The 19,344-nt window shown below is 54.8% G+C and carries 17 protein-coding genes; 4 read left to right on the forward strand and 13 right to left on the reverse strand.

Features of this window, described 5'->3' with window-relative positions; all coding sequences use genetic code 11:
• Positions 1-130: 130 nt before the first annotated feature.
• The 9 genes from recC to rppH form a co-directional block, all read right to left on the reverse strand.
• The gene (gene recC / locus N2K86_RS17505; RefSeq protein WP_260659446.1) at positions 131-3,505 is read right to left on the reverse strand and encodes an exodeoxyribonuclease V subunit gamma; all 3,375 of its coding nucleotides are present in this window, start codon (positions 3,503-3,505) and stop codon (positions 131-133) included.
• A gap of 12 nt (positions 3,506-3,517) precedes the next feature.
• Positions 3,518-3,841 carry a prepilin-type N-terminal cleavage/methylation domain-containing protein gene (locus tag N2K86_RS17510; RefSeq protein ID WP_260659447.1) on the reverse strand — a complete coding sequence of 108 codons (324 nt, stop codon included), beginning with the start codon at positions 3,839-3,841 and terminating at the stop codon, positions 3,518-3,520.
• A complete protein-coding gene (locus N2K86_RS17515; protein ID WP_260659448.1) occupies positions 3,826-4,227 on the reverse strand; it encodes a DUF2509 family protein in 402 nt (133 codons plus the stop codon). Before N2K86_RS17515 ends, N2K86_RS17510 begins: the two co-directional genes overlap by 16 nt.
• Positions 4,224-4,784, reverse strand: coding sequence for a prepilin peptidase-dependent protein (locus N2K86_RS17520; RefSeq protein WP_260659449.1), 561 nt, complete (start codon positions 4,782-4,784; stop codon positions 4,224-4,226). Before N2K86_RS17520 ends, N2K86_RS17515 begins: the two co-directional genes overlap by 4 nt.
• Entirely contained in the window at positions 4,775-5,239 is a 465-nt protein-coding gene (locus N2K86_RS17525) for a prepilin peptidase-dependent protein (protein WP_260659450.1), read from the reverse strand. The genes N2K86_RS17520 and N2K86_RS17525 overlap by 10 nt, the downstream gene beginning before the upstream one ends.
• A gap of 184 nt (positions 5,240-5,423) precedes the next feature.
• The gene (gene thyA, locus N2K86_RS17530; protein WP_042715869.1) at positions 5,424-6,218 is read right to left on the reverse strand and encodes a thymidylate synthase; all 795 of its coding nucleotides are present in this window, start codon (positions 6,216-6,218) and stop codon (positions 5,424-5,426) included.
• 6 nt (positions 6,219-6,224) lie between these two features.
• Positions 6,225-7,100, reverse strand: a complete 876-nt coding sequence (gene lgt / locus N2K86_RS17535; RefSeq protein ID WP_010435139.1) for a prolipoprotein diacylglyceryl transferase — start codon at positions 7,098-7,100, stop codon at positions 6,225-6,227.
• Between the two features lie 206 nt (positions 7,101-7,306).
• Positions 7,307-9,553, reverse strand: coding sequence for a phosphoenolpyruvate--protein phosphotransferase (gene ptsP, locus N2K86_RS17540; RefSeq protein WP_108416347.1), 2,247 nt, complete (start codon positions 9,551-9,553; stop codon positions 7,307-7,309).
• A gap of 12 nt (positions 9,554-9,565) precedes the next feature.
• Entirely contained in the window at positions 9,566-10,096 is a 531-nt protein-coding gene (gene rppH, locus N2K86_RS17545; protein ID WP_089601146.1) for an RNA pyrophosphohydrolase, read from the reverse strand.
• A gap of 684 nt (positions 10,097-10,780) precedes the next feature.
• On the opposite strand from rppH, the gene mutH reads away from it, so the two are divergent.
• The 3 genes from mutH (at position 10,781) to N2K86_RS17565 (ending at position 12,994) form a co-directional block, all read left to right on the forward strand.
• Positions 10,781-11,473, forward strand: coding sequence for a DNA mismatch repair endonuclease MutH (mutH, locus tag N2K86_RS17555; protein WP_260659451.1), 693 nt, complete (start codon positions 10,781-10,783; stop codon positions 11,471-11,473).
• Positions 11,474-11,602: 129 nt separating this feature from the next.
• Positions 11,603-11,821 carry a YgdI/YgdR family lipoprotein gene (locus tag N2K86_RS17560; RefSeq protein ID WP_010435144.1) on the forward strand — a complete coding sequence of 73 codons (219 nt, stop codon included), beginning with the start codon at positions 11,603-11,605 and terminating at the stop codon, positions 11,819-11,821.
• Between the two features lie 132 nt (positions 11,822-11,953).
• Positions 11,954-12,994 (forward strand): NADP(H)-dependent aldo-keto reductase, encoded by a 1,041-nt coding sequence (locus N2K86_RS17565; protein WP_010435145.1) that lies wholly within the window; start codon positions 11,954-11,956, stop codon positions 12,992-12,994.
• A 94-nt stretch (positions 12,995-13,088) separates the two neighbouring features.
• Here N2K86_RS17565 and lplT read toward each other — a convergent pair whose 3' ends face one another.
• Positions 13,089-14,282: a lysophospholipid transporter LplT gene (lplT, locus tag N2K86_RS17570; protein ID WP_260659452.1), complete on the reverse strand. Its 1,194-nt coding sequence runs from the start codon at positions 14,280-14,282 to the stop codon at positions 13,089-13,091.
• Positions 14,275-16,434, reverse strand: a complete 2,160-nt coding sequence (gene aas / locus N2K86_RS17575; protein WP_260659453.1) for a bifunctional acyl-ACP--phospholipid O-acyltransferase/long-chain-fatty-acid--ACP ligase — start codon at positions 16,432-16,434, stop codon at positions 14,275-14,277. The genes lplT and aas overlap by 8 nt, the downstream gene beginning before the upstream one ends.
• Before the next feature lie 624 nt (positions 16,435-17,058).
• On the opposite strand from aas, the gene galR reads away from it, so the two are divergent.
• The gene (gene galR, locus N2K86_RS17580) at positions 17,059-18,075 is read left to right on the forward strand and encodes an HTH-type transcriptional regulator GalR (protein WP_260659454.1); all 1,017 of its coding nucleotides are present in this window, start codon (positions 17,059-17,061) and stop codon (positions 18,073-18,075) included.
• Here galR and N2K86_RS17585 read toward each other — a convergent pair.
• Positions 18,036-18,512, reverse strand: a complete 477-nt coding sequence (locus tag N2K86_RS17585) for a GNAT family N-acetyltransferase (RefSeq protein WP_260659455.1) — start codon at positions 18,510-18,512, stop codon at positions 18,036-18,038. The two genes, galR and N2K86_RS17585, sit on opposite strands and share 40 nt — an antisense overlap.
• Positions 18,509-19,282, reverse strand: a complete 774-nt coding sequence (locus N2K86_RS17590; protein WP_010435154.1) for a GntR family transcriptional regulator — start codon at positions 19,280-19,282, stop codon at positions 18,509-18,511. Before N2K86_RS17590 ends, N2K86_RS17585 begins: the two co-directional genes overlap by 4 nt.
• Positions 19,283-19,344 lie beyond the last annotated feature (62 nt).

Below are 19,344 nucleotides of genomic sequence, written 5' to 3' on the forward strand. Positions count from 1 at the left end.
TTTATCACGGCTACATCATTAACAAACTGCGTGCTGGACGCGCCAGCATCTCTTTCTTTGGGTACATCAGTCCGTGATAAGAAGTGCATCATAAATGAACACCTCATACTGCGCAATTTTTATACAGCACTCAGGACTGATTAAATTTGAACAACGGTAACAGGTAGCGCTGTGCTTCTTCAGTGATCATGTCGAAGTATTCTGGCTCAAGCGTTCGCCACAAACGTTGATACCAGACATCTTCCCCTTCGCCACGCACCATCATGTTACCTTCGTAGGCCTGCACAAATTTGTTCCGCGCTTTCTGCAGTGAAGCGTCATCCGTTAACATGGCATCATTCTGCGCGTCATAACAGGCTTTTATCCACGCCCCCCCGCTTTCCGGCAGCAGGAGCAGAGGTTTATTCATTCCCCGGCGGTAACCGTCGATATACAGCGACAAATAGCATAACGCCTGCTCAGCTTCCATCGGCGGAAAACGCCATTCGCCCTCTTTACGCACAAAAATTCGGCTTTCACCCGTATTGCCGCAAGCACTGTAGACAAGATGTTCGAGCCAGAGTTGCAAACCCTGTGAAACGCTGAGCATAGAGGGCCGCCAGCGCAGTAGCCCGTCCGGCTGAACCTGAGCCAGCCAGCCGGTCAAATGGACACCGTTGCAGTCAAGATCGATTTCGATGCTTTTACCGGGTTGTCTGCTCTCAATGACGCGTTCAGCAAGTGCCTCCATTTCCTGACACTGCGCCTCCCAGACAATCTCCCCGAAAGCACCATAAGGCAACTGCCCCGCGGCACGGTAGCGGCGAAATAGAGCGGCTGCATCTTCCTGTTCAACCAGGGCATTCAGGAGCTGGAGGTTCAGCTTGTAGCGCTCTAACCCATCCAGAATAAAGGGTTCGGCATCAGGAATTTCACTCTCTTCAGAACGGAAGTTGACCTGCAAACGCTGCTGGAAAAACGCCCGCACCGGATGTGCCCAAAAACGCTGAAGCTGTTCGAAGGTCAACGTTTCCAGTGGGAGCTCATCCAATTCCTGAATGAAATCGGTATGCGCCATCCCTTCTTTCTTCGCTGCCGGGAGCCACTCGCGCGCATAGCTCTGGTGTTCATTGGCGACATAGTTCACCGGATCAAAGGGCATACGGCTATGACAGCAGGTGATGTGTGCCTTCACCCGCTGCTCGCTCTCATCGCAATTACGCGCTTCGTCTCCCGGCAAATAGTGGCTCTGCCCGATATAGTCCACGAGCTCCTGCACAAGAACCGACGGGAAACGCTCGCTATTGTCCTGGATCGACCGGCCGATGTAGCTGATATACAGTTTGCTCTGCGCTGAAATGAGCGCTTCCAGGAACAGATAACGGTCGTCATCACGGCGGCTGCGGTCGCCCCGCTTCGGTTTAGGACTCATCAAGTCAAAGCCTAAAGGTGGTAATGCCCGAGGATAGATGCCGTCATTCATCCCGAGCAGACACACCACTTTGAACGGGATGGATCGCATCGGCATCAGGGTGCAAATATTGACCGGCCCTGCCAGGAAACGCTGGCTAATACGCTCCTGATCGAGACGCAGGGTCAACTCATCACGCAGAAGCGACAAAGGCACCGCCTCCTGATAGTGCGAATTCACCCCCTCATCCACGATGGCCTGCCACTGCTTTTCAATGAGCGCCATCGCCGCTTCAGTTTCACTGTCCGGCAGGAAGAAATCAGTGAGCATTTCCCGGCACACCGGCAGCCAGGCGTCCAGCGGGCGCGGCTGCATCAGCTCCCGTCGCCAGCGGTTGAGCTGCATCAGCAATGAGGCTAAATGCCCGACCAGCTCCGCGATGAGCCCGGTGGACTCGTCGTACGGCAGAACGTCATTCCATTCACCCTGGCTGCTCTCCATTGCGTACCCGAGCAGCATTCGCGTCAGGCCAAACTGCCAGGTGTGTTGCCCCGTTGGGGGGAGTTCAAACTCCTGCACGTTGTCGTCATCAATCCCCCAGCGAACGCCGGATTCGTTAACCCACTGGCGAAGATAGCGTAGCCCCTCTTCATTAATGTTGAAACGGGCAGCCAGAACAGGAACATCCAGCAGCGCCAGCACATCTTCAGAGATAAACCGGCTGTCCGGCAGCGAGAGCAGGGAGACAAATGCCTGCAAGGCCGGATGGGACTGACGAGCACGACGGTCAGAAATGGCGTAAGGAAGATATCGCTCCCCCGTCGCGCTGCCAAAAACGGCCTGAATAAAGGGGCTATAGCTGTCGATGTCTGCCACCATCACCACAATATCGCGCGGCGTGAGATCAGGATCGTCCTGTAGCATCGCCAGCAAGCGATCGTGCAGGATTTCCACCTCACGCTGTGGGCTATGGCAAACGTGAATGGTGATACTGCGATCGTCAGGATCCAGCTTCCGTTTCCTGTCGCTGCGTTCGAACTCTTTCTCCGTCACGCCCATGACCGCCCGGTTTTCCAGATCCAGAATATCTAACTGAATGTTGTGCAGCAGGCTGTCAGATTCGATTTCGACAAAGGCGTCCACGTCCCCCTCGCCAGATGACGTAATGTCAGAGAGCATGTGAATGTAGTCACGCCCCAGCTTGCCCCATGAGGCAAGCAACGGATTCGGCAGGTTCTGTATGCCCTCTTCGTCGAAAAGCTGCGCGGCTGTCGAGCTATCCTTGAACAAGGGCACGGAGCGGTCTTCAAAGAGGCGTCGACGCTGCCGCGTGACCAGCCGTGAAAGCCAGCGCGCATCCTGGATATCGCCCCAGTAGTGGCGACAGGGGTTGGTGAACAGAATATGGATATCAATGTGTTTACCCAGCGCTTTTAGCGCATCCAGATAGACCGGCGGCAAAGCCGAAATACCGCAGATAAACACGCGTGACGGCAGGCGAGCCGGTCGCTCCGACGCATTTTCGAGTATCGAGATAAACCGTTGGTAGAGGTTTGCACGGTGCCACCTTGGTTGACCGAGCGCCTCAGTATGTTCCACCAGTGCTTTCCATAGCGGCGCCTGCCAGACCTGTGCTTCCGGCAAGCCCTCCACCCGTTCACCCGCTTCCCAGACTGTCAGCCATTCAGGCCGGTACACTAAATACTGGTCGTAGAGATCGGCCGTACGCGACGCCAGCTGGAACAGCTTGCGCTTATCGGTATCGTCATTAAGGTAGTGGCGCAGCATGGCGAACGCATCGCCTGGCAGCATATCGGGCAGCAGGGTCATCAGCTTCCAGCTCATGCTCTGTTTGTTGAAGGCGCTCTGTTCAGGGATGTCGGGCAGTACGCGCACAAACATCTCCCAGATAAAACTCGCGGGCAGCGGGAAATCAATGTTTGCCGCTATGCCAAATTTCCGGGAAAGCGACATTTGCAGCCACTGCGCCATACCGGTGCTCTGCACCAGCACCATTTCAGGCTCAAAAGGATCGTCAAGCCGCTCGCGCTCAACGATAAATTCCATCAGTGCTTCCAGCACATCCAGACGATTTGAGTGGTAGACCCTTAACATAGACGCTCCCGACTACTGGCTAACCGGGCAATGCAGACGCGTCATCGCGCCGCGCCGCCCCAGAGGAGAAATAAGTGTAACCGTGATGCTGACACATCTGGCGTGCGTTGTCTGCCCCCGACTGGCCTGCCAGCCTTCGGGGAGAACGGTTGTTGAGAGCTGAGCCTGATTCCAGGCATAATGCCAGAGCTGACGATACTGATTAAACAGGGTAAATCGCGCCGCCAGTGCCCGATGATAACCCGACAGTGCCGTGACGATTATCACCAGCAGCATCATCGCCAGCAGAACCTCAACCAGGCTAAATCCTTTTTCTCTGTTTACGGTAACTGGCATAGCGCCCTCTCCTTAAGTGGACAAAAATCACTCCAGCCGTGTGGCAAAAAATGAATCTTCCCTTCGATTATCTCTCCTGCGCGCCAGAGCAAAAGGTCATTGTTTCCGGCAATGAGCAAAACGCGCGACTCGCTCAGACGCCGCAAGCATGCTCGCCACGTCGACGCCTTTTTGCATTGAACCTCTGGGGATACCAGCCAATCCTGAACGCGCCCCCACTCAAGCGCTGATTGCACAGATGCCTGCTGCTGGAGCGAACGGCTCTCGCCGCCAACGAGTGCGCTAAACGTAGCCAGTTGCTGATTAAGTCCCGTGAGGATCAGCGTGCCCAACACCAGTAAAAGCAGTACCAGCGCCAGCGAAGACATCCCGCGCTGACGGTTCACAAGTTATACCCCGTGACGCCATAAACAGCCTGGAAGGGCTCACCCTTTTCACCCTGGCGAATGACGGTCAGCTCGATATTAAGCTCAGGCGCGAAACCGGCGTGTTCCACTTTATCCACCCTAAAGTGCTGGATCACCAGCCTGTTCGGGTCAGTGAGCTTTTCCCATCCTTTGCCTTCACAGGATGTCGCCCCACGCAGCGTTTCTAGCGCACCAGACTCAAGACGAAACCCTGTGCTGTCATTTTCTGATGCAGAGTCATCCCAGATGCCGTTACTGTTTGCATCCCACTGCACAATGACGCAACTCCCCTGCCTTGCTGTCACCAGGCCTTGCCCTGGACAATTACCCGCGCAATATCCCGCTCTCTGCAGCTGTTTGCCGAGGGCGAAAAGCCTTTGCCAGACCTCTTCTTCCACCTCCCGCTGACCGAATTGCAGTAATACCGCCCGCTGTAAACCCGGTAAAAAACGCGATGCGCTTATAAGCAAAAGGCTGCTGATAGCCGTGGCAATCAAGACCTCTGTAAGTGAGAAACCGTGCTGGTTCATAAACATTCCCCTCCCTCTGAGGCATTGCACATCCTGATGCGCCCTCCATTTGAGACAATAATCAGCCATTCCCCAGCACGGCTTTTCACGCGTATCCGCCCTGCCCACGCCGTATCTCTTAATCCATAGAACCCTAATGAGGGTGTTAACTCACTTATGGTGACGTCAGCCCAAAGAGGAATCAGCACAAAGGCACTCTCTTTCACACAACCTTGTACGACAGAACTCAACAGACAAACGCCAGCGTCATCTCGCTGAAGCGTGATGTGGTGGTCACGATTGTGCCGATTCGCATCGTTGCGAAGAAACACCAGGTAGTCGCGTATCTGTACGGCGGTTTGCCAGAGCCGCTGCTGTCGTTGCCAACTGTCCCAGCCATAGAAACCCGTTGTGCTCAGGATCACGACCAGCGAAATGGCCACCAGGGTTTCGATAAGCGTAAAGCCGTTCTCTTTTTTCATGCCGGGAGTGTGGCGAAAGGCGGGAAAAGCAGCGAGGGGTAAATCAGATTTTTACGAGCTGTCATCCAGTGAATGTCGACTGTTGCAGCACGTTGCAGCGTCTCTGGAAAACGTCTCGTAAAACAAATTGAGAACGAAAAAAAACCGGCGCTAAAAAGCACCGGTTGTGTGAGTATCTGCCGTATCAGATAGCGACGGGCGCTTTGATGCCGGGATGCGGGTCGTAACCCTCAATCTCAAAATCATCAAAGCGGTAATCGAAGATCGAGTCCGGTTTACGTTTGATAATCAGCTTCGGCAACGCACGCGGTTCGCGAGTCAGCTGGAGATGCGTCTGCTCCATGTGGTTGCTGTAGAGATGAGTATCCCCACCTGTCCAGACGAAATCACCCACGTCGAGATCGCACTGCTGCGCCATCATGTGAACTAACAGCGCATAGCTGGCGATGTTAAACGGCAGGCCGAGGAACACGTCGCAAGAACGCTGATAAAGCTGGCAGGAGAGCTTTCCATCCGCCACATAGAACTGGAAGAACGCGTGGCAGGGTGCCAGGGCCATTTTGTCCAGTTCACCCACGTTCCAGGCGGAAACAATGATTCGGCGCGAATCAGGATCGTTTTTCAGCTGGTTCATCACGGTAGTGATTTGGTCAATATGGCGGCCGTCAGGCGTTGGCCATGCACGCCACTGCTTACCGTAAACCGGGCCCAGGTTGCCGTTTTCATCTGCCCATTCGTCCCAAATCGAGACGTTGTTTTCATGCAGATAGGCAACGTTGGTATCGCCTTGCAGGAACCAGAGCAGTTCATGAATGATCGAGCGCAGATGGCAGCGCTTCGTCGTCACCAGAGGGAAACCTTCCTGCAGGTTAAAGCGCATCTGGTGGCCAAAAATGGAGAGCGTACCGGTACCGGTGCGGTCATTTTTCGGCGTGCCCTCATCGAGCACTTTTTTCATCAATTCAAGATACTGTTTCATGGTTCCTCAGGAAATTTGTTGCTGTGGACGACGACGATACGCCCAAATCATCATAATGGCACCCGCGACAATCATCGGAATGGAGAGGATCTGCCCCATGCTGATGTACTGCACCCACTCACCGGTGAACTGCGCATCCGGCTGGCGGAAGAATTCAACGATGATGCGGAACGCACCGTAGCCAATCAGGAATAGACCGGAGACAGCCCCCATAGGACGCGGCTTGCGGATGAAGAGGTTCAGGATGATAAACAGCACCACCCCCTCAAGCGCCAGCTCATAAAGCTGAGACATATGGCGCGGCAGAACGCCGTAGGTATCGAAAATGGATTGCCACTCCGGATGCGATGGCAGCAGCGCGATATCTTCTGCACGAGAGCCCGGGAAGAGCATCGTATACGGCACGCTCGGGTCAACTCGGCCCCACAGTTCGCCGTTGATAAAGTTACCCAGGCGCCCCGCCCCCAGCCCGAATGGGATCAGTGGAGCAATAAAATCAGCCACCTGGAAGAAGTTGCGTTTGGTGCGTTTGGCGAAGATCACCATCACCAGGATCACACCAATCAGGCCACCGTGGAAGGACATTCCCCCATCCCAGACGCGGAACAGATAGAGCGGATCGTTGAGGAATACCGGGAAGTTATAGAACAGGACATAGCCAATACGCCCGCCCAGGAATACCCCGAGGAAGCCAGCATACAGCAGGTTCTCAACTTCGTTCTTCGTCCAGCCACTGCCGGGACGACCCGCGCGACGGCCCGCAAGCCACATCGCAAAAATGAAGCCCACCAGGTACATCAAACCGTACCAGTGCAGCGCGACAGGTCCTACTGAGAAAATAACCGGATCAAATTCCGGAAAATGCAGATAACCACTGTTCATCTGTCACCACAAGATGTTGTTATTCCGCTGAAAGTGGACAGCGGTAGAAATGCGCTTCTGCGTGTCGCAGAGGCTCCAAAGTTGCGAATCATAGCATAAGGCAGGCATGGAGGATGCGCCTGAGATGTAAAAGATGTGTATAGGGTATTGTGCGGCCTGATGCCCTCACCTCAACCCTCTCCCACGGGCAGAGGGAGAAATGCAAATTAGCGGCCGCCGCGGATTAGGCCACCCATGCCGCGTCGTTCCATAAACGCTGCAACCTGGTGCCGTACTTCGGCTGCCATCTGTGCGTCCAGACTGCGTTCCGCCAACTCGCGGGCATCTTCTATTTCAATATGACGTAACAGATACTTCACGCGCGCGACAGAACGGCCGTTCATGGACAGGTGACGGAAGCCCAGGCCAATCAGGATGGCGACGCACATCGAATCGCCCGCCATTTCACCACACAGACGCAAATCAAGACCGTGCTGCTCAGCTTCACGGGCAATCATAGCGAGTGCCCGCAGCATCGCCGGATGCAGGCTGTCATAGATACTCGCGACGCGCGTGTTATTACGATCAACAGCCAGTATGTACTGCGTTAAATCGTTGGTCCCGACGGAGATAAAATCAACGCGGTTTGCCAGCTGCGGCAGCATAAAGACCATCGATGGCACTTCGAGCATCACGCCAATACGTGGTTTAGGGATCGCATAGCCGATCATCTCTTCCACTTCACGGCCCGCACGTTCGATCAAGCGTTTTGCTTCGTCGATCTCGTCAATACTGGTGACCATCGGCAATAAAATGCTGAGGTTGCCCGTTGCCGCATTTGCACGCAGCATGGCACGAACCTGGATCAGGAAGATCTCCGGTTGGTCGAGCGTGATGCGGATCCCGCGCCAGCCCAGACACGGGTTTTCTTCACTGATTGGCATGTACGGCAGCTGTTTATCCGCCCCGACGTCAAGCGTTCGCAGCGTGACCGGTTTGTCATTAAACATCTGCAGCATCCCCTGATACTGCGCCACCTGCTCCTCTTCTGACGGGAAGCCGCTTTGCAGCATGAACGGGATTTCAGTGCGGTATAAGCCGATACCGTCGATGCGGCTGCCGAGCTTCTCTTCGTGCTCGGGGCTTAACCCGGCGTTGAGCATGACTTTGATCCGCTCACCGCTTTTAAGCTGCGCGGGCAGGTTGACGTCATCTTCCGCCAGCTTGCTTAATTCATTCTCTTCACTAATGAGACGCTGGTATTCCTGCAGCAGAACGGGCTCAGGATCGACCAGCAGTTCACCGCGATAGCCATCCACCACCAGCGTACGGCGGTGTAACACCGAGGGCTGGATATCGGCCCCCATGACGGTTGGAATACCGAGCGCACGCACCATGATGGCAGCATGGGAGTTGGCGGCACCATCGCGCACCACTACCCCGGCGAGCCTGTCCTGCGGTAGCTCTGCCAGCGTCGTCGCTGAAAGTTCATCTGCTACCAGCACAAACCGTTTTGGCCAGGCATTCGCGCCCTGAATGGTGTCATCAAGATGGAACAGCAAACGCTGCCCCAGCGCGCGTAAATCCCCGGCACGCTCCTTCAAATAACCATCGGTCAGTGCCGCAAACTGCTCAGCAAATTTTTCAATGACTTTTTTAACGGCCCATTCGGCCACCGAACCTTTATCCACTTCAGCGAAAAGCTCACGGCGCAGACGCGCATCGGAAAGCAGGTGCGAATAGAGGTCAAAGATTGCCGCCGTCTCTTTTTGCGCACCCGCAGCAAAGCGTTTGCTGTAGCGCCGAAATTCGTTGGAAGCCTCTTCCAGTGCAGCGGTAAGACGCTCGCGCTCGAGCGCTTCATCAAGCGTCGAGGCCTCGTAAACCTGCTCCATCAGCGGCAACGTAGCGTCCATCCAGCCTTCGGCGATTGCCACACCCGGTGACGCCGGGAGCGCACGAATGCGCGTGTGACGATACTGACCAAACAGGGCAGCAAGCTGAGACTGAGAGAGGATGGCGGCCATCTGCGTGGCGAGCGTCACAAGGAATGACTCTTCGCTTTCATCGTACTGGCGTAGTTCCCGCTGCTGAACAACGAGAACGCCAAGCAGCTGACGACGCTGGATAATTGGCACGCCCAGGAAGGCGCGGAAGCGTTCTTCTTTTACGGAAGGAATATATTTGAAGCTAGGGTGTTTTTGCGCATCAGCAAGGTTAATGGGTTCGGCCAGCCGACCAACCAGACCAACAATACCTTCATCAAAAGCGAGCGTAACGGTGCGGCCTCGTGGTTTTTTCAAACCACGAGTCGCCATCAGGTAATAGCAACGCCGGTCATGGTCGGCCAGATACACCGAACATACTTCGGTTTCCATCGCCAGACAGATATCAGTCACCAAAATATTCAGCGCCTCGTTCAGGCGAGGCGCGCTGGCGACCTTCTCGACTATTTCGCGCAAGCGGGTGAGCATGATTTGCGTAGCTTAACCTCTTTTACGTCGCCAGGCAGGTGCGCTTTGCGGCTTAGGCGGGATCTCCTGAAGCTGCATGACAACACTTGCGAACTCTTTCATCACCCTACGGTAAACATCGCGCTTAAATGACACGACCTGACGAACAGGATACCAATAGCTCACCCAACGCCAGCCATCAAACTCCGGCGTACTGCTGGTTTGCATATTGATATCTGAATCGTTGCCCACCAACTGCAGAAGAAACCACTTCTGTTTCTGGCCGATACAAACCGGCTTTGTGTCCCAACGCACCAAACGTTTCGGTAACTTGTAACGCAACCAGTTGCGGGTCGAAGCCAGGATGCGAACATCTTTTCGGCTTAAACCGACCTCTTCAAACAGCTCCCGGTACATCGCTTGTTCTGGGGACTCTCCTGGATTGATCCCGCCTTGCGGGAATTGCCAGGAGTGCTGACCATATCGACGGGCCCACATGACCTGACCCAGACGATTACAAATTACTATTCCTACGTTCGGGCGGTAGCCATCGTCATCAATCACCGGACTACCCCAAACTAAACCTTATATATGAATGATTGTTTCACACTACAGGGAGGCGGTAAACCACTCTCTTACAGGCTTGCAACCTAATAACATTTGAATAACTCACAAATATGTGGGGAGTTATAAACAGATTAGGGACCGTAAGGGCAATTTTATTCACCTTTTCTGTGGATATAGTTGTGAAGAAGTATGGAATTACCGATGAACAACCTGAATCTTCGTTTAGAGCCGATTACACCGCTCATTATAAAAAACACTATTTTTCATTATGTTAGACCTTTAATTATTGATACCAGAACGGATAACGTGACGATCATCACATCAGCGATCGTTGTACTGATGAAAGATCGAACAGCGTCGGTTTTATCCACAGATTGTGCCAATAAGTTAGGCACAATTTGTCTGAAAATTCGATTTTCGTCGCACGTCAAGGCTGTAAATCGAAACAGTAGTGTGGGTTATTCCCAGTTATCCCACTTTTCTGTGGATAACAGGGTGTAAGATCCTGTTTATTGTCAGTGACCAGATTTGAACAACCTGGTTTTTGCCGCGGGCATCATAATTTTTCAGTAGTAAAAAAAACCTATAAATCATACACATGGATTATTCGTACAGAAAACGGTAGACTCTATCCACAAGGGATAATTTCTTAGTTTATTTTTTAATCAGAAGGTTACCGTAATGCTTCCGCTTGCTCCCTTGCTTACTCCCCCCTCCAGCGAAACCGAGTTGCTGACTCAGGCGCAGCGCCTGGCAGGCTATTCGCTTGGCGAGCTGGCGGCAATGGCGGGTCTACCGATCCCTGACGATCTGAAAAGAGACAAGGGCTGGATCGGCATGCTGTTGGAACTGTGGTTAGGTGCCAGCGCGGGCAGTAAGCCAGAACAAGATTTCGCCGCGCTGGGCGTAGAGTTAAAAACGATCCCCATCGACCGGCAGGGAAGACCGCTGGAAACCACGTTTGTCTGCGTGGCGCCGTTGACCGGCAATACCGGCGTAACCTGGGAAACCAGCCACGTACGTCATAAACTGAAACGCGTACTGTGGGTTCCGGTAGAAGGTGAACGGCAGATCCCGCTAGCCGAACGGCGGGTGGGCGCGCCGCTGCTCTGGAGCCCTGATGAAGATGAAGAACAGCAGTTGCGTCTGGACTGGGAAGAGTTAATGGACATGATCGTCCTTGGGCAAGTTGAGCGCATCACCGCCCGTCATGGTGAGGTGTTGCAGCTGCGTCCGAAGGCGGCCAACAGCAAGGCCCTTACCGAAGCAATCGGCGCTCATGGCGAGCCGATCCTGACGTTGCCTCGCGGCTTTTATCTCAAAAAGAATTTCACAGGCACGCTGCTCGCACGCCATTTCTTACTAAAAACGTAGATTTTTAACGAATTTTGCGAGCTATCAAACATAATCACCTGGTTTTTAAGATTTTACTACTTCCTGCTTTCGTCATATCAGGTTATTACTACACTATGATTTAATACAAGCCAGGTGAGGACGATAACGATGAAAAAATGGGCAGTGTTAATTTCTGCAGTCGGGTTGGCGTTTGCGGTATCGGGCTGTAGCAGTGATTATGTTATGTCTACAAAAGATGGTCGGATGATCCTGACCGATGGTAAACCCGAAGTCGACGACGATACCGGGCTGGTGAGTTACCGCGACCCGGCAGGGAATAAAATGCAGATTAACCGCGACGAAGTCTCGCAAATTATCGAGCGCTAAACCCGTTAAAGGTCAGTCGCTTGCTGGCCTTTTTGATTTTTCCCTTCCCCTTTTGCTTCCCCTCTGCCATGTTTATATTCCTTTGTCGGGAAGTTCCTGACGCGTCTGTATGTTTAATAAAGGAAGCCGGCTATGCATTATCACCGTATCCCCCATAGCGCTCTGGAGATAAGCCAACTGGGGTTGGGCACGATGACATTTGGTGAACAAAACAGCGAAGCCGATGCCCATGCACAACTCGATTACGCCGTCAGCCAGGGCATTAACCTGATTGACGTTGCAGAGATGTACCCTGTTCCTCCCCGGCCGGAAACGCAGGGCCTCACTGAAACTTATGTGGGAAACTGGCTGGCAAAACGCGGCAATCGCGAAAAGCTCGTTATCGCCTCAAAAGTCAGCGGCCCTTCACGTAATAACGATGCCGGGATCCGCCCAAACCAGATCCTCGATCGTAAGAATATTCGCGCCGCGCTGGATGCCAGCCTGAAGCGTCTGCAAACAGACTATCTCGATCTCTACCAGGTACACTGGCCGCAGCGCCCGACTAACTGCTTTGGCAAGCTCGGCTACAGCTGGAACGAGAGCGCGCCCGCCGTTACGCTGCTGGAAACGCTGGAAGCGCTGACAGAGTGCCAGCGCGCGGGGAAAATCCGCTACATTGGCGTGTCTAACGAAACGGCATTTGGCGTGATGCGTTATCTGCACCTTGCCGATAAACACGATCTTCCGCGCATCGTCACCATTCAGAATCCGTACAGCCTGCTTAACCGCAGCTATGAGGTCGGTCTGGCGGAAGTGACGCAGTATGAAGAGGTGGAGCTGCTGGCCTATTCCTGTCTCGGCTTCGGCACGCTAACGGGCAAATACCTGAACGGCGCGAAGCCTGCCGGGGCACGTAACACGCTCTTCAGCCGCTTTACCCGCTACAGCGGTGAGCAAACGCAGAAAGCCGTAGCGGCCTATGTGGATATCGCGAAGCGTCACGGTCTTGACCCTGCTCAGATGGCGCTGGCCTTCGTGCGTCGACAGCCGTTTGTTGCCAGCACCCTGCTGGGCGCGACCACTATGGAACAGTTGAAAACCAATATTGAGAGTTTCAACCTGAACCTGAGTGAAGAGGTGTTAGCGGAGATTGAAGCGGTGCATCAGGTTTATACTTATCCTGCACCGTAGCCTGATGCTTTTGCCCGGTGGCGCTACGCTTACCGGGCCTACACGTATTCAAACGTAGGCCGGGTCAGGCGAAGCCGCCACCCGGCTATACTTATCAACACCGACGCTGCCAGATCCATAACCCCGCAATCGCCAGCGCAAACAGCGCGCCAAACCCAACGCCAATAGCCACTACCGGCACACCCACTTTCACCGCCAGAGAATAAAGCCCCAGCATCAGCAGCATCGCTACGTTTTCGCCAAGATTTTGCACGGCAATGGCATTTCCGGCCCCCACGGTCTGCTTTCCGCGCTCCTGCAAAAGCGCATTTAGCGGCACCACAAAGAAACCGCCCAGTATACCAATCAGGATAAGCAGCACGTACGCTGGCAATAACGCATGCTGGAGTGAGAAGAACAGCACGCCGACACCGATTAAAATCCCTGCTGGCATACAGCGCGCAACGGTCTCAAGCGTGACCAGTTTCGCCGCAGCCCCTGCCCCGACGACAATCCCCACAGCGACCATTGCATTCAGGTAGGTTGGCGTTGCGTTGTCGGTGATCCCCAGCGCCATCGGTACCCACAGCACCAGCAGGAAACGTAGCGTGACGCCCGCCCCCCAGAACATACTGGTTCCCATCAATGAGAAACGCGTTTCACCGTTGCGCCACAGTACGCTGCAGGCGTTAAAGAAGCTGCCGGTCATCGGCCCAAAACGCCAGGACTGACCCGGACGCGCCACCGGCAGTCCGGGAATAAACAGGTTCGCGACAACCGCCCCGCCGTATACCACCGCACAAACGCCCAGTGCCGCCAGCACATGCCAGTCCGCCAGTACACCGCCCGCCACGGACCCGAGCAGAATCGCCGCGATAGTAGAGGACTCCATCAGACCGTTGGCTTTCACCAGCTTATCGCCCGTCGTCAGCTCGCCCAGGATGCCATACTTCGCCGGAGAGTAAGATGCCGCGCCAATGCCTACCAGCGTATAGCCGATAAACGGGTTGATACCAAAGCAGATACTTGCCGCGCCCAACAGCTTCAGTCCGTTGGCGAACATCATCACCCGACCTTTAGGGAAGCTGTCCGCCACCTGCCCCACAAACGGCGCGAAAATAATGTAAGCACCCACAAACACCATCTGGAGGATCGGCTGGCTCCAGTCGGGGTAAAACTCGGCCTTGAGCAACGCCAGCGTGGCAAACAACAGTGCGTTATCACCGAACGCAGAAAGAAACTGCGCGGCGATAACCGCTATCATGCCCTTCGACCGGAGTGAGTAGTTAGTGTGTGCTGACTCATGCATTTTGCTGTTCCGCCTCTTCCACCATGCCCTTGAGGGTCACGAAATCGGGCTTACCGCTACCCAGCACCGGAAGCTGTTTGAGGTAGCGAATATCACGCGGCACGGCCAGTTCAGGGATACCATGCTCGCGCGCATGCTTAAGCAACGCGTCACGCTTAAGCTCACTGTCAGTGGTGAAGAGCACCAGCGCCTCACCTTTGCTGACATCGTTCTTCACGACCGTGGCGTGCAGTTTGTCAGCGGAGACCGCTGTTGCCAGCGTCTCCACCATTTCAAGGGAGACCATTTCGCCCGCAATTTTAGCGAAGCGTTTTGCACGTCCCTGGATCTGCACAAAGCCCTGCTCGTCGAAGCGAACAATATCACCCGTGTCATACCAGCCGGTCTCAACGTCCCCGTTGACGTTTTCCGCCGTTGGCGCTTCGAGCACGCCTGGGTTTTCTACGCGGAGATAGCCGTTCATCACGTTGGGTCCTTTCAGCTGCAGGCGACCGCCCTCTTCAATCCCCGGTACCGCAAGCAGGCGCGCATCCATCCCCGGCAGAATACGGCCAACCGTCCCCGGTTTCGCCGCCATCGGCACGTTGATAGAGACCACCGGCGCGCACTCCGTGACGCCGTAGCCTTCCAGGATACGCAGGCCAAACTTGTCCTGCCAAATCTGCCGCGTGCTGTCCTGCAGTTTTTCCGCACCGGCAACCACATAGCGCACGCGGAAGAAATCATACGGATTGGCAAAGCGCGCATAGTGGCCAAGGAACGTTGACGTGCCGAACAGCACGGTACAGTTACGGTCATAAACCAGCTCCGGCACAATGCGGTAGTGGAGCGGGCTTGGGTAAAGGAACACTTCGGCACCGGTCAGCAGCGGCGTAAAGAGACCGACGGTCAGGCCGAAAGAGTGGAACAGCGGCAGCGCGGACATAAAGCGATCGTTAGCGGTAAAGTCGGCAATCGTTTTGATCTGCTCTACGTTCGCCAGAATGCTTTTGTGACTGTGAACAACGCCTTTCGGGTTGCCCTCAGAGCCGGAGGTAAAAAGGATAATCGCATCATCTTCCGGCTGCTGTTTGACCTGCGCCAGGCGCGGCGCGAGCAGGTGAGCAAAAATCCACAGCTTGTCGAGCGTCGTGACGTCCGCTTTCAAATCTTCCAGGAAGACCCAGCGCACCTGGGTAAGCTGCTCCGGCAGGTGCCAGAGCTTGCCTTTGTCCAGGAACTGACGGGAAGTGAAGACGGTATTAATCTGGGCGGCAGTGATGGCGCTGGTAAGCCCTTTCACACCCGCCGTGTAGTTCATCATCGCCGGAATACGCCCGCGAGATACGGCACCAAAGATCACCGCGGCGCTGATCCCGGCGTTAGGCAGCATCAGGCCGATTTTTTCGCCCCGCTTGCTGTACTTCTCAAGAATACGGCCCACGAACAGGGTTTTGGTCAGCAGTTTGCGATAGGTGTCCGGGGTGAAGTTGATGTCTTCAATGCAGTTTTTCTTCGCGCCGTAGCGGTACTGCGCCGAGAGCAGAGATTCGTACAACGTCTCGCGCGGACGGACGGCCATGCGCGCTTCCATCATTATCTGATGCAGCATTTCACCGGCGATTTTACGACGATCGCGCGCGCGCGGCGCTTCCGGCATAGGGAGCGTTGTGGGTGGCAGAATATGCAGGGTAATTTTGGGGAACAGGCGCTGCTTCACCAACCCCTTCAGGCGGCTGAAATGGGTCAGTTCTGCGCCATCAATGCGCAGCGGCACCACGGTGGCCTGTGACTTCGCCGCGACAAAACCGGCTCCGTCATAAATTTTCATCAGCGAGCCGGTCACGGAAATTCGCCCTTCGGGGAAAATGACCACCGGACGCCCCTGCTCAACCAGACGTACCAGATGTTTGATCATCATCGGTTTTGTTGGGTCGAGCGGAACAAAATCAATCAGCGGCGCCAGCCAGCGCATGTACCATTTTTGGCTGATGGAGCTGTAGACCGCGAAGACTGGCCGCACGGGTAAAAACAGCGCCAGCAATATGCCATCAAGAAAAGAAACGTGGTTCGGCGTGATAAGAACGCGTTCGCCATAAAGTGCCTGAGCTTCGCCCGTGACGCGGAGACGGAAGAGAATACGGAACAGTGTGCGGAAGAACCCAAAAAGCATTTCAACTCCCTTTGCCAGCCAGTATTAAGGGTTGATAGTAAATGGTGGCAGATTACACGAGAAGTGGGGAGGGAGCGACAGCAAAAACGGAGGCGAAAAAAAACCTGCGCATCCGCGCAGGTTGGTGCAAGAGATGAGTACGAAACCGTACTAAGAATTCTCACCAATCAATACCTCTGGGATCTTGATTGTGGCCGTTCACCCGGCGCTTCGCCAGTGAGAAAACGCAAGGGAATGAGCCTAAGTGCAACCAGGTGTGTATATTCTCTTTTGCTGTTACAGGTTGAACTTACAGGCAAAAAAAAACCTGCGTATAAACGCAGGTTGGTGTAAATCGTGTTAATCAACCGGAGTTGATTCCACCTATCAATACCTCTGGGATCTCGACTCTATCAACCCCGACATTGCCCTCGCTACCGGACAATCGCAACAGCCTGAGGCAAAGTGTAACTAAAGGTTCTAATTGACATTATTTTGACATGTCTGCCCGTGTAACGATTACACTATCAGGGGTGTGCTACGTCACGTTTGGCGAGGGTGCTGCCCCGCTCCCCTTGAATGCGTGCCGCTTTTCCGTAACACTAGTTAGTGTGTAAACGCTTACCCCTAATAAGAAGGTAATAAATGGCGACAATTAAGGATGTGGCTCGTCTGGCTGGTGTTTCCGTCGCGACCGTCTCCCGCGTGATCAATAACTCACCTAAAGCCAGTGACGCATCACGCCAGGCCGTGCAGGACGCCATGGAAAACCTGAATTATCACCCCAACGCCAATGCGCGCGCCCTTGCGCAGCAATCTACCGAAACCATCGGGCTGGTTGTGGGAGATGTTTCCGATCCATTTTTTGGGGCGATGGTAAAAGCGGTTGAGCAGGTTTCTTACCAGACGGGTAATTTTCTGCTGATCGGCAACGGCTATCATAATGAACTTAAAGAGCGCCAGGCTATTGAACAGCTGATCCGTCACCGCTGTGCCGCCCTGGTGGTTCACGCGAAAATGATCCCCGATGCCGAACTTATTCATCTGATGAAGCAGATGCCCGGCATGGTGATCATCAACCGCATCATTCCCGGCTTCGAAAAGCGCTGCGTGGCGCTGGACGACCGCTACGGCGCCTGGCTTGCCACGCGACACCTGATTCAACAAGGTCATACCCGCATTGGCTACCTGTGCTCAAATCACCCTATTTCCGACGCGGAAGATCGTTTGCAGGGATATTACGACGCGCTGCGTGAAAACGGTTTGCCGTGTAACGACCGGCTGGTGGCGTATGGTGAACCCGATGAAAGCGGTGGCGAGCAGGCCATGACGGAACTGTTAGGTCGCGGACGGAATTTCACGGCGGTGGCCAGCTATAACGACTCGATGGCCGCAGGAGCAATGGGCGTGTTAAATGACAACGGCATTGAGGTTCCGGCAGAAATTTCGCTGATTGGCTTCGATGATGTGCTGGTCTCACGCTACGTGCGCCCGCGTCTGACGACAGTGCGTTACCCTATTATCACCATGGCGACGCAGGCCGCCGAGCTGGCGCTAGCGCTGGCTGAACAGCGCCAGCCGCCGGATATTACGCATTTGTTCAGCCCGACGCTGGTGCGCCGTCATTCCGTGGTGTCGCTTGCAGAAGCACAGAGCGAATAACGATAGAGGTGAACCTGCGTATTTGGGTATTCCAGCCCATCGCCAATGTACTGCCAGCCGTAGCGTTCGTAGAAGTCGCGGCAGGCAGACCACAGATGCAGTTCGGTGTATCCGGCCTGCGCGGCATACGCAATAACATGCTGCTGAAGCTTCCCCGCGAGTCCTTTTCCTCGCGCCGCCTCATCCACGTACAGCGCCGCCAGCCAGGGATAAAGATCCTGACGCGTGATGAGATCGCAACGCCATAATCCGACAGTGCCCAGAAGCTGTTCATCCTCAACGGCAATAAACGTTAGCGGCAGCGCGCCGGGCGTCTGGCTGTGATCGATAACGCTCTGGAAAAACGCACGCGGCAGCCCGTCGCCGAAGGCCCGCCAAATCCAGTCGATTACCGGGTCCGCAAACTGCGGCGCGGCGTACAGCGGCAGGATCGTCATACCAGTTTCCCCTGAAACAGGGGAACAGATTCAAACAGATAACCGTCGAAATCCGGCGCATCTTCATCCGACAGCTCCAGCAGACTTTTTTTCACGTTTTCAAGATGCTGGAACATGGCCTGCCACGCGCCCATGACGTCGCGACGGCGCAGGGCTGCAAGGATGGTCTGCCGGTCGCCCAGCCATTTAAGGCGATACGCGCGGCTGGCGATATGGACGTTAAACTGCTGCCACAGCGGGCTGCTGTCCATGTGATGCCAGATACTCTCGACGGTCGCCAGCAGCATCTGGTTTTGCGTCGCCCCCGCCAGAACCAGGTGAAACATCTTATTGTTGTCCTGGCTGCGATCGTCCGCGGCAATGGCCCGCTGCTCCTGCTCGATGATGCGGCGCAGGTTATCGATATCGGCTCGCGTCGCCATTTTGGCGGCAAAGGCGGCAATGTTGCTTTCGAGAAGCTGGCGCGCCTGCAGGATCTCAAACGGGCCAACGTCGCTATTGAGGAAGCGTTCTTCCTCGTTTTCATGTTCTTCAGGAATACGCATCACGTAGACGCCAGACCCCTGGCGAATATCCACCGTACCCTGTAGCTCAAGCATCAGCAGCGCCTCGCGCACAATAGTGCGGCTTACGCCGTAGGTCTCGGCAATGTTGCGCTCCGGCGGCAGGCGCGACCCCACGGGATAATGCCCCTGGATAATTTGCGCCCGTAAATCCTCGCCAATTTCCTGGTACTGTTTTTTTTCCGGCAGGATGACAGCCTTATCCACGTTTTCACCTGTGTTTTTCAGTTAAGCGCAGGCCGGGCGTCCTCCCGACCAGTTTGTGCGCT

This window comes from Enterobacter mori, assembly GCF_025244905.1.
GTDB lineage: Bacteria > Pseudomonadota > Gammaproteobacteria > Enterobacterales > Enterobacteriaceae > Enterobacter > Enterobacter mori_A.